The organism is Flaviramulus aquimarinus, assembly GCF_039543205.1.
Classification (GTDB): domain Bacteria; phylum Bacteroidota; class Bacteroidia; order Flavobacteriales; family Flavobacteriaceae; genus Flaviramulus_B; species Flaviramulus_B aquimarinus.
The window spans coordinates 681,607-696,968 of sequence record NZ_BAABJH010000001.1 but is presented as its reverse complement, the minus strand read 5'-3'; the positions used below and the strand labels follow the sequence as shown (position 1 = coordinate 696,968).

The following is a 15,362-nucleotide window of genomic DNA, read 5'->3' as shown; positions in this document are numbered from 1 at the left end:
TGTTATCTCAAACGCCCAATTTTGGGTCTTCATAAACACAATATATGTCATTTCAAACTTTAGGCTTATCAGAAGCCTTGCTAAAAGCAATTAGCAAAAAAGGATATACAACACCATCACCTATACAACAAAAAGCAATACCTCCAGTTTTACAAGGAAAAGATGTGTTAGCATCGGCACAAACAGGAACAGGAAAAACAGCAGGTTTTACCTTGCCACTTTTACATCTGCTTTCTGAAAATTCAAAAACTAAGTATAGACCTATTCGTGCGTTAATTTTAACACCAACAAGAGAGTTAGCAGCCCAAGTCTATGCTAACGTCAGAGAATATAGCGAGTTTTTAAACTTACGTAGTGCAGTGATTTTTGGCGGTGTAAATCAAAAACCACAAGTAGCAACCATTCGACAAGGTATTGATATTTTAGTAGCGACCCCTGGGCGTTTATTGGACTTACAGAATCAAGGTTTGTTATCATTAAAACGCATTGAGATTTTTGTTTTAGATGAAGCCGATAGAATGCTTGATATGGGGTTTTTACGGGATATCCAAAAGGTTATTAATTCGATGCCAGAAAAACGTCAGAATTTAATGTTTTCGGCAACCTTTTCAAAAGATATAAAAAAGTTGGCACATGGTATTTTAGACCATCCAGTACAAGTAGAAGCAACACCTGAAAACACAACTGTTGAAGCCATTACCCAGAAAGTATATCGTGTTGCAAAAGGGAAAAAAACGAATTTGATTATTAAACTAATTTCTGATGGGGATTGGAAACAAGTTTTAGTATTCACAAGAACAAAACATGGAGCCAATAGACTTTGTGAAAAAATGGTAAAAGCCGATATTACAGCTGCAGCTATTCATGGCAATAAAAGCCAAGGTGCGAGGACTAAAGCATTAGCTGGATTTAAAAGCGGGCGTGTTCGTGTTTTGGTAGCCACAGATATTGCTGCAAGAGGTTTAGATATTCCTTTATTACCCCATGTTATTAATTTTGAACTGCCTAATATTTCTGAAGATTATGTCCATAGAATTGGAAGGACTGGTAGAGCTGGAGCAAGTGGTGAAGCTCTATCTTTAGTTAGTGCTGATGAAACCTCTTTTTTGAGAGGTATTGAAAAATTGATTGAAATGAAGATTCCTGTTCAAATTATAGAAGGTTTTGAGCCTGACCCTAATGCATCCACGGAACCAATAAAACAAGGGCAAGGTAGAGATAGACGAAATCCAAGAAATTCTAATAGAAATTCAAAAGGAAATAATAAGTCAAGGAGACCTAATCGAAATAGTGGTAGGCGCAATTAATCTTCATGCAAAAGATTTTAAAAGATAAAATAATAGAAGTCTGTAATCATAAAATTGCTGTAAAAGGTGAAAATGTAGGCGTATCATTCTATGCATTTTTTAAAAATAAAAATGATAATCCAGAATTATTAATGGAAGCTGCCACCTGGTGGATAAAAACCAATAGACTAAATCATTTTGAAAAGGCCATTAAAATTAAAAGTCTAGTAGAAAATTTATAATGGAATATCAACCAAATAATCCATTACATGGTATAAAGCTGGAGCAAATCATTAATGATTTGGTAGTGCATTATGGATGGGAATATATGGGATATAACATAAATATTAAGTGTTTTACTAGTAATCCATCGGTAAAATCTAGTTTAAAATTTTTACGTAGAACGCCATGGGCTAGAACCAAAGTAGAAAAGATGTATTTAAATATGTTAAAGAATAAAAAATGATATTTTAATATATTTTTCATGTAAATGAGTTTATAACCTGATTTTAGGGCAAATAATGGGTTGTTGTGTTTGTTTTAGTTAAAAAATAATAGCAAATAACGGCGTTAAAAACTATACATAAGCACAACGTTAACGTTTTAGTAAAAATATATTTTTTCAATAAAACACAATAAAAATTACGTTTGCACACCTTGCTATTACTGGTAAGGCCAGTATTTTAGATGGGTTTTGTTCTTGGTCGTACTCATATTATTTATTTAAAGACTTTGTATGGTTTTTGTATGGTTTTTAATTCCAGTTTTTCTTTATAGATAAATATTTAGACATAAATTTGCCACTTATTTCATCATAATATTTAAAAAGAAGTAAGCAGTAATCAAACCAAAAAAATCCAAAAATTATGTCAGTTAGAGCAGGTAAAATAATGGCATTAGCAGGAAAAGACCAAGCTAATAAAACTACAAAAGAATTAAAGTCAACATTTAGTACCGTATTAGAAAATGGTATGCATGGGCTATGTTTCAGTACTTATGAAGATGGTCAAGGACCAGGTACTCAAATAACAGAAGCGCAAATAAGAAGAAGAATGGAGATTATAAAGCCATATACTAAATGGGTTCGTTCGTTCTCTTGTACAGATGGTAATGAGTTAATACCAAGAATAGCTAAAGAATACGGAATTAAAACTTTAGTAGGTGCTTGGTTAGGTGACGATGCAGAAATTAATGAAAAAGAAATAGAAGGACTTATTGCTCTTGCAAAAGAAGGATTAGTTGATATTGCTGCTGTTGGAAATGAAGTGATGTATCGTGGTGATTTAACAGAAGAGGAACTTTTAGATTTCATGCACCGTGTTAAAAAAGAAATTCCTGAAATTCCTATGGGTTATGTAGATGCCTATTACGAATTTGCTCACCGTCCAAAAATAACCGACGCTTGCGATGTTATATTAGCAAACTGTTATCCTTACTGGGAAGGTTGTAGCATAGAATATTCATTATTATATATGAAAGATATGTTTAACCAAGCAGTTAGAGCCGGTAATGGTAAAAAAGTTATCATAACAGAAACAGGGTGGCCTAGTGAAGGTGAATTGTTTCATGGTGCACAACCAGGATATGAAAATGCTATAAAGTATTTTATTAACTCTCAAGTATGGTCTGAAGAAGATGATATTGAAATGTTCTATTTTTCTTCTTTTGATGAATCTTGGAAAGTAGGTTCTGAAGGTGATGTTGGAGCTTATTGGGGATTATGGGATAAGAATGAAAAATTAAAGTTTTAGATTAAATAATATATTTATTTTTTTAAAAGAGTCCTTAAATTATTTTTAAGAAATAATTTAAGGACTCTTTTTGTATTAAGCTAAAGTGAGGTTTGTAAAGACAAGAACAATCTAATGAATGTGTTTTAAACCCTCATAGACTATAACGCTTACAGCATTAGCTAGATTTAGACTTCTTATATGCTCACTGTAAAGTGGGATTTTAAAAAGTTGATTCTCATACTTTTTAATTAGAGGTTTTGGCAATCCAACAGATTCTTTTCCAAAGATTAAAAATAGCTCATCTTCAAAAGGAATATCCCAATGGTTTTTAGTTCCGTGGCTTGAAAGAAACACCATGTTTTTAGTTTTATTGATATTGAAAAATTCATCAATATTTTCATAATAAGTAACTGATAAATGTTGCCAATAATCTAAACCTGCTCGTTTTAGTCTGGTGTCATTAATTTCAAAACCCAAAGGTTTTACAAGATGTAAATGTGAACCAGACGCTAAAGCTAACCGTCCTATATTTCCTGTGTTATTAGGGATTTCGGGTTCTATTAAAACAATGTTAAAAGGCATTAATTTAGTATAGTGTCTACAAAAGTATCTATTGTTTTAGTACCCTCATTCGTTACATGTTTCACAAAAGCACTACCAATAATAGCACCTTTTGCATATTGTGTCGCTTGAGTAAACGTTTCATTATTACTTATCCCAAAACCAATAACCTGTGGGTTTTTTAAGTTCATTTTTGCAATACGCTCAAAATATTGAGTTTGCTCATCTCCAAAACCAGATTGGGTTCCAGTAGTGCTAGCACTACTTACCATGTAAATAAATCCGTTAGAAATAGAATCAATATACCTGATACGCTCATCACTTGTTTGTGGTGTAATCAGGAATACGTTTGTTAGCCCATATTTCTCAAAAATGATCTGATATTCTTCATGATAAACATCTACGGGCAAATCAGGTATAATTAAGCCATCAATGCCAATATCTTGACATTTTTTGCAAAAGGCTTCAACACCATATTGAAACATAGGGTTGAAATATCCCATAATGATTAATGGAATGTTAACCGTTTTTCGAATGTTTTTTAATTGTTCGAAAAGCAATTCAGTAGTCATGCCGTTTTTTAAAGCTTGAGTAGAACTATCTTGAATGGTTGGGCCATCGGCTAAGGGGTCGCTAAATGGTAAGCCTATTTCAATCATATCGACGCCATTTTTTTCCAAATCTTGAATAATAGAAACGGTATCATCAATGTTTGGATAACCGGCTGTAAAATATATGGAAAGAAGCTTTTTGTTTTCTTTTAATTTTTGATTTATTCTGTTCATCATAAATAAAAAAATTATATTTTAAAATAATCTATATAGTTCTCTAAATCCTTATCGCCACGACCAGATAAACTCATCACCACAACGTCATCTGGTTTGAATGTCTTTTTACCAAAAATAGCTAATGCATGAGACGTTTCTATAGCTGGGATAATGCCTTCTAATTTTGATAATTCTAGGCCAGCATTCATAGCATCATCATCTGTAATGGACATAAAATCAGCTCGTCCAGTTTTTGATAAATGCGCATGCATAGGACCAACTCCAGGGTAGTCTAAACCAGCAGAAATAGAGTAAGGCTCAGTTATTTGACCATCATTGGTTTGCATCAATAAAGTTTTACAACCATGAATAATCCCTTCTTTACCTAATACTGATGTTGCAGCACTTTCGCCAGAATTAATACCTAATCCTGCTGCCTCAACAGCAATAATACCAACATTAGGTTCGTGTAAATAATGATAGTATGTGCCTGCGGCATTACTACCACCACCAATGCAGGCCACAACATAATCTGGATTTTCTCGACCTTCTTGTTCTTTTAATTGCCATTTGATTTCTTCTGAGATTACAGCCTGAAATCTAGTTACCATATCTGGATATGGGTGAGGTCCAATTGCAGAACCTATGATATAATGTGTATTAACTGGATGGTTAATCCAATCGCGGATAGCCTCATTTGTAGCATCTTTTAAAGTGCGACTACCTGATAAAGCAGGAACGACTGTAGCACCCAACATTTTCATTCTAGCTACGTTTGGCGCTTGTCTTGCAATATCTATTTCTCCCATATAAACAATACACTCAAGCCCCATTAATGCACATACGGTAGCCGTTGCAACACCGTGTTGTCCTGCCCCAGTTTCTGCAATAATTCGGGTTTTGCCTAAACGTTTTGCCATTAAAATCTGACCAATGGTATTATTGATTTTATGGGCTCCAGTATGGTTTAAATCTTCACGTTTCAGATAAATCTTAGTATTATATTTTTCCGAAAGGCGTTTGGCAAAATATAGTGGGGAAGGACGACCTACATAGTCTTTAAGTAGTTGATTGAACTCTTTTTGAAAGTCGGGTTCAGCCATAATTTTTAGGTAATTTTGGCGTAACTCTTCTACATTAGGGTAGAGCATTTCTGGAATGAATGCCCCTCCAAATTCACCATAGTAGCCTTTTTCATCTACATTATAATTCATAATTGTTTTTTTTTAGGGTCTAGAATCATGTTTAGATTCTTTTTAAATTTTTTTAGAATTGAAATATTTTTTAATCCTGGTTCTATTTCAAATTTGCTATTTAGATCTAAAGCATAACAATATTTTGATGCTTTGCTATTTGAAAACTGTTTAATGTTTTCAATTTCATTTATGCCTAAACCACCACTTAAAAAGAAGGGTTTGGTTGATGGATAGTTGTTTAACACATTCCAATTAAAAGTATAACCGTTTCCTCCAAGGAGTTTTCCTTTGGTGTCAAACAAAAAGTAGTCGCAAACACTTTCATAGGGTTTTAAAACTTCAAAATTAAACTCGTCTTTGATTGAAAATACTTTGATGACTTCAATAGTATGTGATGCTAAAACAAGTTTAGCAAGACAATTTTTTATATCGTTACAATATCCTTGTGACTCATTACCATGTAATTGAATGGCCTGCAAATTATATTTTTCAACCTTTTCTAAAACAAAATCAATAGAAGCATCAACAAAAACACCTGTTTTTTTTATAGAATTATCTATATCAGGAATAGTTTCAGAATCAAAATTTCGTGCGGATTTGTCGTAAAATATAAACCCAAGATAATCAGGTTGCAATGTTGCAACTTGTTTAATATTATCTTGATATTTCATACCGCAAACCTTTAGTTTCATCGTTCTAAATTTTTGATGAATTTTGTAGCACTTTCTCCAGGATTATCTGTTTTCATAAAGTTTTCACCTATTAAAAAACCTTGATAGCCATAAGGTTGTAGTTCTTTGATGGCTTCAATGTTGCTTATGCCACTTTCCGATACTTTTACAAAGTCATTAGGAATAAGTTCACTCAAACTTTTGCTCGTTTCTAAACTGACTTCAAAGGTTTTTAGATTTCTGTTATTTACACCTAACATATCTAAACTTGGCATCACAGATTTATGTAACTCTTCTTCGTTATGCACTTCTAAAAGTACATCTAAATTTAAAAGCTTCGCAAATTCTGAAAATTGTTTGATTTCGTCTCTTGATAGAATGGCTGCAATCAATAGGATAACATCCGCGCCATAAGCTTTAGCTTCTATAAGTTGGTATTCGTCAATGATGAATTCTTTTCTTAATAATGGTAAATAACAACTTGCACGAGCAGTTAATAAATCATCTAATGAACCTCCAAAGTATTTACCGTCTGTTAGTACCGACATCCCACAAACACCAGCACTCTCATAGCCTTTTGCTACATCTTGAACATTAAGTGTATTATTAATTACAGATTTTGATGGCGAACGTCTTTTATGCTCTGCAATAATGCCTGATTTGCTATTACGCAACTTCTTAGCTAGTGAAATGGTTTGTCTTTCAAATAAAACGGATTGTTCTAATTGAGAAACCGGTATTAAGTGCTTACGAAGCTCAACTTCTTTTCGTTTATCTAATGTTATTTTATCTAAAATATTCATGTTTTAGTTTTCAGTTTTTGGTTTAAGCAGTGTAACTGCATACTGCAAACTTATTTTTTACTTAACTCAATCAATTTATCTAAACTTGTTTTTGCTTTTCCAGAAACTAAAGATTCTTTTGCTATTTCAAATCCTTTTTGATGTGATATATCATTGGTTGTTGCAATAGCTAAACCTGCATTGGCACAAACGACATTATTTTGTGCTTCTGTACCTTTACCACTTATAATATTAACAAATATTTTTGCAGCATCGTCAACAGTATTACCACCAAAAATAGCCTCTTGCTTTATTTGTGGTAGGCCTAAATCTTCTGGTGAAAAAATCTTTTCAGTAAAATTGGAAACAATTTTTGCTTTTCCAGTTAATGAAATTTCATCATAACCATCTAATGCATAAATAATATTGTAGTTTTTGTCGGTGTTTTGATATATAAAACTGTATAAGCGTAAAAGCTCTAAACTAAAAACACCCAGCATTTGATTTTTCGGAAATGAAGGATTAACCATAGGTCCCAACATATTAAAAAATGTTTTTACTCCTAATGCTTTTCTAATTGGCGCAACATTTTTCATTGCTGGATGAAATAATGGTGCATGCAATATACATATGCCAGCTTTATCTATACACCGTTTTAAAAAGTCTTCATCGTTAGAGAATTTTACACCTAATTGTTCCATAACATTTGATGAACCAGACGTTGATGATACACCATAGTTCCCATGTTTGGATACCTTAACGCCTGCTCCAGCTGTAATAAAAGACGATAGGGTAGATATATTAAAAGTATTTTTACCGTCACCTCCAGTTCCTACGATATCTATGGCATTAAAGTCTTTGAGGTTTATTGGCACACAGAGTTCTAAAAGGGCGTCTCTAAAACCTTTTAGTTCTTCTATGGTAATACTTCGCATCATAAAAACAGAAAGGAAGCATGTAATTTGACTTGTGTTATACATATCATTCGATATATTGACTATAACTTGTTTTGCCTCTTCAGATGAAATGGTTTCGTGATTTATTAATCTGTTAAGTATATCTTTCATTTTTCTTTCATTCCCGCGAAGGCAGGAAACTTATTTTAATTATTTTTTCAGTTGAGTAAGTACAGTTTACTACAACTGAATATTGTAACTAATTTTTTATCCAGTTTTCTAAAATTTTCTTTCCATCAGGCGTTAAAACCGATTCTGGATGGTATTGTACACCTCTTACGTCATATATTTTATGTCTTAAAGACATTACCTGTCCGTTAGCATCAAAAGACGTTGCTTCTAAGCTTTCGGGTAATTCTGGGTTTACTACCCATGAATGGTAACGCCCTACTTCAATGTTTTTATCTAAATCATTAAAAATGTATTCATCATCTACACTTATAGTCACCAGGGTTGCAACACCATGATAGACATCTTCTAAATTGATTAATGAACCTCCAAAAACTTCACCTATAGCTTGTTGTCCTAAACAGACTCCTAAAATACTTTTAGTAGCCGCATATTTTTCAATGATAGGCTTTAATAAGCCAGCTTCATCTGGAATTCCTGGACCCGGAGATAATACAATTTTATCAAAAGGTTCAATATCTTCTAAAGCTAATTTATCGTTTCTTACTACGGTGACATCACAGTTTAAATCTTCTAAATAATGCACAAGATTGTATGTAAAACTATCGTAATTGTCTATAACTAATACTTTTTTCATCTTTTTTCATTTCCACGAAGGTGGAAATATGTTTTTAGTTAATTTTTATTTTAATGTTTATTTTACTTTGATGCAAAACGAACTAAAAAATCATATATCTTCAGCTAATTTAATAGCTTTTGTTAATGCGCCTAACTTATTATATACCTCTTGCAATTCATTTTCGGAATTAGATTTTGAAACTAATCCTGCACCAGCTTGCCAATTCAATTTATAATCTTTACTTAAAAAGGTTCGAATCATTATGGCGTGATTAAAGTTGCCGTCAAAGTCCATAAATCCAATGGCTCCACCATAATACCCACGACTTGTTTTTTCGTATTGCTCAATTAATTGCATGGCTCTGTGTTTTGGAGCACCGCTTAATGTTCCAGCTGGAAAAGTATCAGCAACAACTTGCATGGTTGAGGTGTTTTTATGTTTTTGCCCTATAACTTTACTAACTAAGTGAATAACATGGGAAAAAAATTGAACCTCTCTATAAGTTTCAACTTTTACTTGGTTTCCATGGCGACTTAAATCATTTCTTGCCAAATCTACGAGCATGACATGTTCTGCATTTTCCTTGTCATCGTTTTTGAGTTCTTCGGCTAAAATTTCATCTTTTTGCTCATCACCTGTTCTTTTGAAAGTTCCAGCAATGGGGTGAATTTCAGCTAAACCATCATCAACAATAAGTTGTGCTTCTGGCGAACTTCCAAATATTTTAAAATCACCATAATCAAAATAGAATAGGTAAGGGGATGGATTAATGCTTCGTAATGCCCGGTAGATATTAAAGTCATCGCCAGTATATTCCTGTGAAAAACGTCTAGACAATACCAATTGAAAGACATCTCCCCTTTGGCAATGTTTTCTTGCTAACTCTACGTGCTCTTTAAACTCATTATCAGTTAAATTAGATTTTATATGGCCTTTTGCATTGAAATTAAATGATGCAAAATTTTGAACATTAATTAATTTATCAATATCATCAATATTGTTTTTAGTGTCTTCATAACAATGAGCAAAAATATAAGCCTCATTTTTAAAGTGGTTTATAGCTATAATGTTTTGATAAACTGCATAATACATGTCAGGAATGACGACAGAATCCTCTTTTTTGCCAATTTCAACATCTTCAAAATACCTAACAGCATCATAAGCAGTGTATCCAAAGATGCCATTGTTTATGAACTTGAAATTTTCTTCAGATTTAGCATCAAAGCGTTTGGTGAAGTTATTAATAGCTTCAGGAATATTTAATGCTTCAGTTATTTCTTGAATAGATTCGCTACCGTCTGGGAAAGTTTGAGAAATCATCTCATTTTCAACCTTAATCGATGCAATAGGATTAAAACAGATATATGAAAAGTTTTTATGGTTTCTATGATAATCACCACTCTCTAATAAAATACTATTAGGGTACTTGTCTCGTATTTTATAATATACGGTAACAGGTGTAATTGTATCTGTTAAGATGCGTTTGTAATGTGTGTAAAGACTAAATTTTTTCATAAAGTAAATTAATGTCTTTTCCGCGACGGCGGAAATTCTAGTTAAATAAAGAAATAGGATAAATCATTCCAATCTAGATTAAAATCATTATTAAGATTAATTTTCCACAATCTATTCCACTTTTTTATTTGTTTTTTTCTTGTTATTGTGTCTTCGGGAGATTCAAATTTTTCATAGTAAACTACTATATCCAGTCCATGTTTATTTGCAAATCCTTTTGTATATTTCTTTTTGTATTGTGTAATTCTAAACTTTATGTTTTCTATCATTCCAATATAAATCACCATTTTTTTTATTAGATAAAATTTAAATATAATAAGCTTCATCATTTAACATTGTTGATTTTTTTGTTTCCGCCTTCGCGGAAATGACAATGACTTAAATGTAAAAAAGGCTTGTCGTGAATGACAAGCCTTTTGAATATTTTAAGTTTAAATATACTAGGGTTTTACTTCACGAAGATTAGTTTCGAAAGCACCACCACCAAGTATTATTTAAAATTACGTTCATTTTTTAGTTTTTATCCCGATAACTGTTGGGAGGTCAAATATAGAAATGAAAATAGTCATACACAAAACTTTAAAACATTTTTTGTATAAAAGTTTGTTAAACTATAGGAAATGCAAAGAAGTATTAATTAATTTTATGACTATGAAACTAAATGTATTAATTATTGGTATTATTTTAATGACAAGTGGTTGTCAGAAAAACAAGAAAACCGTTGAAGTATTACAAGAGATGACTACTGAAGTCGTTAAAAAAGAAATGAATGTAAGCAATATTGAACTTGAAATTTATGATTACGAAGGTTTTTCAACCTATTTAGATAAGACTGATGATAAAGTTTATGTTATAAACTTTTGGGCAACTTGGTGTGCACCGTGTGTTAAGGAACTGCCATATTTTGAAAAATTGAATGAAAATTATAAAAATCAAAATGTTGAAGTTATTTTGGTGAGTTTAGATTTTCCGCATGTATATGACAAAAATTTAAAACCATTTATAGCAAAAAAAGCCTTGAAGAGTAAAGTTATAGCTTTAAATGATACAAACGAAAACGAATGGATTAGCAAAATTGACAAATCATGGTCTGGTGCTATACCAGCTACTATAATTTATAATAAAAACCAACGTAAGTTTTTTGAAAGGTCTTTTACTTATGAAGAACTTGAAAAAGAAGTTAAACAATTTAAATAAATAGATATGAAAAAGTTAGTTAAAATATGTGCAGTTATAGTTTTAGTAGGATTATCTAGTGCTTTTATAAGCTTTAAAAATATGCATGATCATGGTTATAAAATTGGTGATGTTGTTAAAGATTTTTCGCTTAAAAACATTGATGGGAAAATGGTGTCTTTAGCAGATTATAAAGATGCTAAAGGTTTTATAGTTACTTTTACTTGTAATACTTGCCCTTTTTCTATCGCATACGAAGACAGGATAATTGCACTTAATAAAAAATATGCTTCCAAAGGATATCCCGTTATTGCTATAAATCCAAATAACCCTAATACAAAACCTGGTGATAGTTTTGATGCCATGCAAAAAAGAGCAATAGAAAAGGGATTTACTTTCCCATATTTAGTAGATGAAGGTCAGAAGGTTTACCCAAAGTTTGGAGCTAAAAAAACGCCTCATAATTATGTGTTACAAAAAACAAAAAAGGGATTAGTGGTCGAATACATAGGAGCTATTGATGATAGTTCTAGAAATCCTGACGGTGTTAAAGAAAAATATTTAGAGTTTGCTGTTGATGCTTTATTGAGTGGTAATGAAATTAAAGTAAAGAAAACAAAAGCCATAGGTTGCTCTATAAAGGTTTAATAGAAAAAGTTAAGATGGGTTCAAAGCAATTAAAAACTGAAGTGTAATAACTTCGGTTTTTTTTCGTCTATAAGTTTAGTTATATTAATTTTGTAGAACACTAATATTTAAAATATATATGGAAGATTTAACACAAGAAGAATGGACAGAACAATTGGCTAAGAATGACAATGCTGTTATATTGGATGTACGGACGGATGCTGAGGTTGCAGATGGTATAATTCCTAACGCTGTTCATATAGACATATATAAAGGTCAAGAGTTTATAAATGAGATTGAAGACTTAGATAAAAATAAAAACTATTATGTGTACTGTCGTTCTGGCAACAGAAGTGGACAAGCATGTCAAATCATGGAACAACTAGGTTTTGAAAACGCCTATAATCTAGAAGGTGGTATGTTGGAATGGACTGGAGATGTTGTTGATATTAAGTAAGCTTTTTATGAAACGTTTTTTAATACTTGTGTGCTTCTTGCTAAATGTATTCATTTTTAATTGTCAAACTACGATTAATAAAAGCATTACTCACCATACACCAGAAGAATTTCAATCATTTTTAACTAATGATTCCATACAACTTATTGATGTAAGAAAACCAAGTGAGTATAGTGTTGGACATATTTCAAATGCTGTAAATATTAATTTTTTATCAGAAAATTTTATTAGCAATATAAATAAGTTAAACAAAGAAAAACCTGTTTATATTTATTGCCATTCAGGTATGCGCAGTGCTAAAAGTGCTATTCAATTTAAAAAAGCTGGTTTTGTTAAAATTTACGAATTAGAAGGCGGGATCGTAAATTGGGAAGCTCGAGGGCTAAAAACAACAACAGAATGACGAACTTAAAGGCCTAAACATTAAAAAATTACCGTTTATCCTCGTTTTGCACATTCAACTTCTTTTTTAGTACTTCATCTTTTTTATTTTTTGTTAAGAAAGCCTTTTACATATCTTTACTGAAAGTTTGCTTTTTTATTAATAAATATTTAATTTAAAGGCTTGATTTTGATAACATTATGTTTATTGGAATTTTAACCCCTTATTTTTTAAAAACATGGAAAACGGTTACGTAATATTAGGAATTATTACATTGTTATTTTTAAGTATATACGGATATTCTTATTTATCTGTAGCTATGCAAAAAATGAAACATAAAAAAGAAGAAAAGAAAGAATTAGAACGATTAGCGATAAGACGTCAAGAACGTATTAAGCATCAGGAAATGATTGATGAAAAGGTTAGAAATTTTAATAAAAGAAAAGAAGAAATACAACATGAATTAATGTTGTTAGAAAAAATGAAAGAAAAACAAAAGGTAGGTTAAGTCTTTTGTTTTCTTTAAAAATAAACCCATATGAATTATAATTTATATGGGTTTTTTAGTTTTATGATTGTCTGTATCAAAAAGCAATCGGTCTTAATATTTATATGGATGAAGATAGAAATAACTTTAATAATAACACCTAGAAAATCAATTAATTTTCTAGGTGTTATAGTGGAGTCGGAGAGAATCGAACTCTCGTCCAAACAAGTAACTAAAGAGTTTTCTACACGTTTATTCTTTTCTTGGGTTTTCGATTATAAGCTGGTTAAAGACAACCCACTCATAACTTATCTTCTTTAGTTTCAAAAAGGTATCAAAGTGCTACCCAATCTATGTTAACATTTACGATGCCTCGTATGGAACGCCGTTAACCAAGGCTTTCCGGAGACATAAAGCTTTCCCGCCTTGCGGGACTAGGCCAATCTTACTATAATTCAGATTATGCAGCTAAAGCGTAGTTATTCTCGCCGTTTAAAATTTGGTCTAGCCTTTAACGTGTTTCAATGCCATTACACGACGTGCTTACCGTTCAATTAATCTCGCTGTCAAAACCAGTCGACCCCGTTTTTAAATGAAATAGTTCATTTTAATTTACATTATAGAATTAAACCTAAATTGTTACTTTTCTATAAAAAACAGGAAAAGCTTCAATTCGGATAGTCATCAGGACTCAATCCTTAACGTGGGCAGCAAAGTTATCAAAAAAGTTTGTATAAGCTTCCAAATCCCGTTACATTAGTTCAAAATTTATACCAAAGTATTTGGTGTCAGTAAACCATTATCAAATGAATATCAAATTTGCCATTATAAAAGAACGTAAAAACCCGCCAGACCGCCGTGTGGTATTTTCACCGTCAAAATTATCAGAAGCACAAAAACAATTTCCTGAAGCTACTTTTAAAGTCGAAACCTCAGATATTCGAGTATTTTCAGATGAACAATATAAAAATGCTGGGTTGGAAGTCACAGAAAATATTTCAGATTGCGATGTTATGATAGGTGTAAAGGAAGTCCCAATAAAAGCCCTCATTCCAAACAAAAAATACTTTTTCTTTTCGCATACCATTAAAAAACAACCCTATAATCGAAAACTACTAAAAGCTATTTTAGAAAAAAACATAGCGCTTTATGACCATGAAACTATAGTTAGTAACAAAGGGTTTAGATTAATAGGTTTTGGTCGTTACGCTGGTATCGTAGGAGCTTATAATGGGTTTAGAGCATGGGGGTTAAAATACAATGTGTGGAATTTACCAAAAGCAGGGCCTTTACCAAATCAAGTAGCACTTATAAATGAGTTAAATAACATAAAATTACCTAACATAAAAATACTACTTACAGGAAGTGGAAAAGTATCTAATGGTGCTCAGGAAATGTTGGATGCTATGGCTATTAAAAGTGTTTCAGTTCAGGATTATTTAAATAACACGTTTAACGAACCCGTATATTGTAAAATAGATGTACTGGATTACAATAAACGCAAAGACGAAAAAATTATCGATAATCTAGATTTTTTCAATAATCCACAAGATTATGAATCTAATTTCATGCGGTTTGCTAAGGTAACCGATTATTATATTGCAGGTCATTTTTATGGGGATGGCGCTCCTTATTTGTATACCAGAGATGATGTGAAATCATCAGACTTCAACATAAAAGTGGTGGCGGATGTAAGTTGTGATGTTGATGGACCTGTAGCAACGACACTTCGAGCTTCAACTATAGCAGCCCCTATTTATGGTTATGACCCAAATACAGAATCTGAAATAGACTTTAAGGACGACAATGCCATAGTTGTTATGGCAGTTGATAATTTACCATGTGAACTCCCACAAGATGCCAGTGAAGGCTTTGGTGAGCAGTTTTTAAAACATGTTATTCCTGCATTTTTTAATAATGATGCTGATGGGGTTTTACAGCGTGCCAAAATTACAGAAAATGGAAAGTTGACAGAAAGATTCTCGTATTTGCAAGATTATGTAGATGGAAACTAATAT

19 protein-coding genes and 1 other RNA gene are annotated in these 15,362 nt (G+C 31.9%); 10 read left to right on the top strand and 10 right to left on the bottom strand.

Annotation, left to right across the window (positions count from 1 at the left end; translation table 11 throughout):
* Positions 1 to 44 precede the first annotated feature (44 nt).
* The 4 genes from ABD941_RS03145 (at position 45) to ABD941_RS03130 (ending at position 3,037) form a co-directional block, all read left to right on the top strand.
* Positions 45 to 1,307: a DEAD/DEAH box helicase gene (locus ABD941_RS03145; RefSeq protein ID WP_345272584.1), complete on the top strand. Its 1,263-nt coding sequence runs from the start codon at positions 45 to 47 to the stop codon at positions 1,305 to 1,307.
* A 5-nt stretch (positions 1,308 to 1,312) separates the two neighbouring features.
* Entirely contained in the window at positions 1,313 to 1,528 is a 216-nt protein-coding gene (locus ABD941_RS03140) for a DUF6500 family protein (protein ID WP_345272582.1), read from the top strand.
* On the top strand, positions 1,528 to 1,752 hold the full coding sequence (locus ABD941_RS03135) for a VF530 family protein (protein WP_345272581.1): 225 nt from the start codon (positions 1,528 to 1,530) through the stop codon (positions 1,750 to 1,752). The genes ABD941_RS03140 and ABD941_RS03135 overlap by 1 nt, the downstream gene beginning before the upstream one ends.
* A gap of 400 nt (positions 1,753 to 2,152) precedes the next feature.
* Positions 2,153 to 3,037 (top strand): glycoside hydrolase family 17 protein, encoded by an 885-nt coding sequence (locus tag ABD941_RS03130; RefSeq protein WP_345272580.1) that lies wholly within the window; start codon positions 2,153 to 2,155, stop codon positions 3,035 to 3,037.
* A gap of 111 nt (positions 3,038 to 3,148) precedes the next feature.
* Here ABD941_RS03130 and ABD941_RS03125 read toward each other — a convergent pair whose 3' ends face one another.
* The 9 genes from ABD941_RS03125 to ABD941_RS03085 form a co-directional block, all read right to left on the bottom strand.
* Positions 3,149 to 3,601, bottom strand: coding sequence for a tRNA (cytidine(34)-2'-O)-methyltransferase (locus ABD941_RS03125; RefSeq protein WP_345272579.1), 453 nt, complete (start codon positions 3,599 to 3,601; stop codon positions 3,149 to 3,151).
* Positions 3,601 to 4,365 (bottom strand): tryptophan synthase subunit alpha, encoded by a 765-nt coding sequence (gene trpA, locus ABD941_RS03120; protein ID WP_345273659.1) that lies wholly within the window; start codon positions 4,363 to 4,365, stop codon positions 3,601 to 3,603. The genes ABD941_RS03125 and trpA overlap by 1 nt, the downstream gene beginning before the upstream one ends.
* A gap of 14 nt (positions 4,366 to 4,379) precedes the next feature.
* On the bottom strand, positions 4,380 to 5,561 hold the full coding sequence (trpB, locus tag ABD941_RS03115; RefSeq protein WP_345272578.1) for a tryptophan synthase subunit beta: 1,182 nt from the start codon (positions 5,559 to 5,561) through the stop codon (positions 4,380 to 4,382).
* Positions 5,558 to 6,235 carry a phosphoribosylanthranilate isomerase gene (locus ABD941_RS03110; protein ID WP_345272577.1) on the bottom strand — a complete coding sequence of 226 codons (678 nt, stop codon included), beginning with the start codon at positions 6,233 to 6,235 and terminating at the stop codon, positions 5,558 to 5,560. Before ABD941_RS03110 ends, trpB begins: the two co-directional genes overlap by 4 nt.
* Positions 6,232 to 7,017 carry an indole-3-glycerol phosphate synthase TrpC gene (gene trpC / locus ABD941_RS03105; RefSeq protein ID WP_345272576.1) on the bottom strand — a complete coding sequence of 262 codons (786 nt, stop codon included), beginning with the start codon at positions 7,015 to 7,017 and terminating at the stop codon, positions 6,232 to 6,234. The genes ABD941_RS03110 and trpC overlap by 4 nt, the downstream gene beginning before the upstream one ends.
* Positions 7,018 to 7,067: 50 nt before the next feature.
* Positions 7,068 to 8,063, bottom strand: a complete 996-nt coding sequence (trpD, locus tag ABD941_RS03100; RefSeq protein ID WP_345272574.1) for an anthranilate phosphoribosyltransferase — start codon at positions 8,061 to 8,063, stop codon at positions 7,068 to 7,070.
* 88 nt (positions 8,064 to 8,151) lie between these two features.
* Positions 8,152 to 8,718, bottom strand: coding sequence for an anthranilate synthase component II (locus ABD941_RS03095; protein ID WP_345272573.1), 567 nt, complete (start codon positions 8,716 to 8,718; stop codon positions 8,152 to 8,154).
* Between the two features lie 90 nt (positions 8,719 to 8,808).
* The gene (locus ABD941_RS03090; protein WP_345272572.1) at positions 8,809 to 10,215 is read right to left on the bottom strand and encodes an anthranilate synthase component I family protein; all 1,407 of its coding nucleotides are present in this window, start codon (positions 10,213 to 10,215) and stop codon (positions 8,809 to 8,811) included.
* A gap of 41 nt (positions 10,216 to 10,256) precedes the next feature.
* Positions 10,257 to 10,502 (bottom strand): GIY-YIG nuclease family protein, encoded by a 246-nt coding sequence (locus tag ABD941_RS03085; protein WP_345272570.1) that lies wholly within the window; start codon positions 10,500 to 10,502, stop codon positions 10,257 to 10,259.
* A gap of 364 nt (positions 10,503 to 10,866) precedes the next feature.
* On the opposite strand from ABD941_RS03085, the gene ABD941_RS03080 reads away from it, so the two are divergent.
* The 5 genes from ABD941_RS03080 (at position 10,867) to ABD941_RS03060 (ending at position 13,365) form a co-directional block, all read left to right on the top strand.
* Positions 10,867 to 11,412 (top strand): TlpA disulfide reductase family protein, encoded by a 546-nt coding sequence (locus ABD941_RS03080; protein ID WP_345272569.1) that lies wholly within the window; start codon positions 10,867 to 10,869, stop codon positions 11,410 to 11,412.
* A gap of 6 nt (positions 11,413 to 11,418) precedes the next feature.
* The gene (locus tag ABD941_RS03075; RefSeq protein ID WP_345272568.1) at positions 11,419 to 12,039 is read left to right on the top strand and encodes a thioredoxin family protein; all 621 of its coding nucleotides are present in this window, start codon (positions 11,419 to 11,421) and stop codon (positions 12,037 to 12,039) included.
* Between the two features lie 118 nt (positions 12,040 to 12,157).
* Positions 12,158 to 12,475, top strand: a complete 318-nt coding sequence (locus ABD941_RS03070; protein WP_345272567.1) for a rhodanese-like domain-containing protein — start codon at positions 12,158 to 12,160, stop codon at positions 12,473 to 12,475.
* A 7-nt stretch (positions 12,476 to 12,482) separates the two neighbouring features.
* A complete protein-coding gene (locus ABD941_RS03065) occupies positions 12,483 to 12,878 on the top strand; it encodes a rhodanese-like domain-containing protein (RefSeq protein ID WP_345272565.1) in 396 nt (131 codons plus the stop codon).
* 217 nt (positions 12,879 to 13,095) lie between these two features.
* Entirely contained in the window at positions 13,096 to 13,365 is a 270-nt protein-coding gene (locus ABD941_RS03060) for a hypothetical protein (protein ID WP_345272564.1), read from the top strand.
* Between the two features lie 169 nt (positions 13,366 to 13,534).
* Here ABD941_RS03060 and ssrA read toward each other — a convergent pair.
* Positions 13,535 to 13,928: a transfer-messenger RNA gene (gene ssrA / locus ABD941_RS03055) on the bottom strand.
* A gap of 228 nt (positions 13,929 to 14,156) precedes the next feature.
* On the opposite strand from ssrA, the gene ABD941_RS03050 reads away from it, so the two are divergent.
* On the top strand, positions 14,157 to 15,359 hold the full coding sequence (locus tag ABD941_RS03050) for an NAD(P)-dependent oxidoreductase (protein ID WP_345273658.1): 1,203 nt from the start codon (positions 14,157 to 14,159) through the stop codon (positions 15,357 to 15,359).
* Positions 15,360 to 15,362 lie beyond the last annotated feature (3 nt).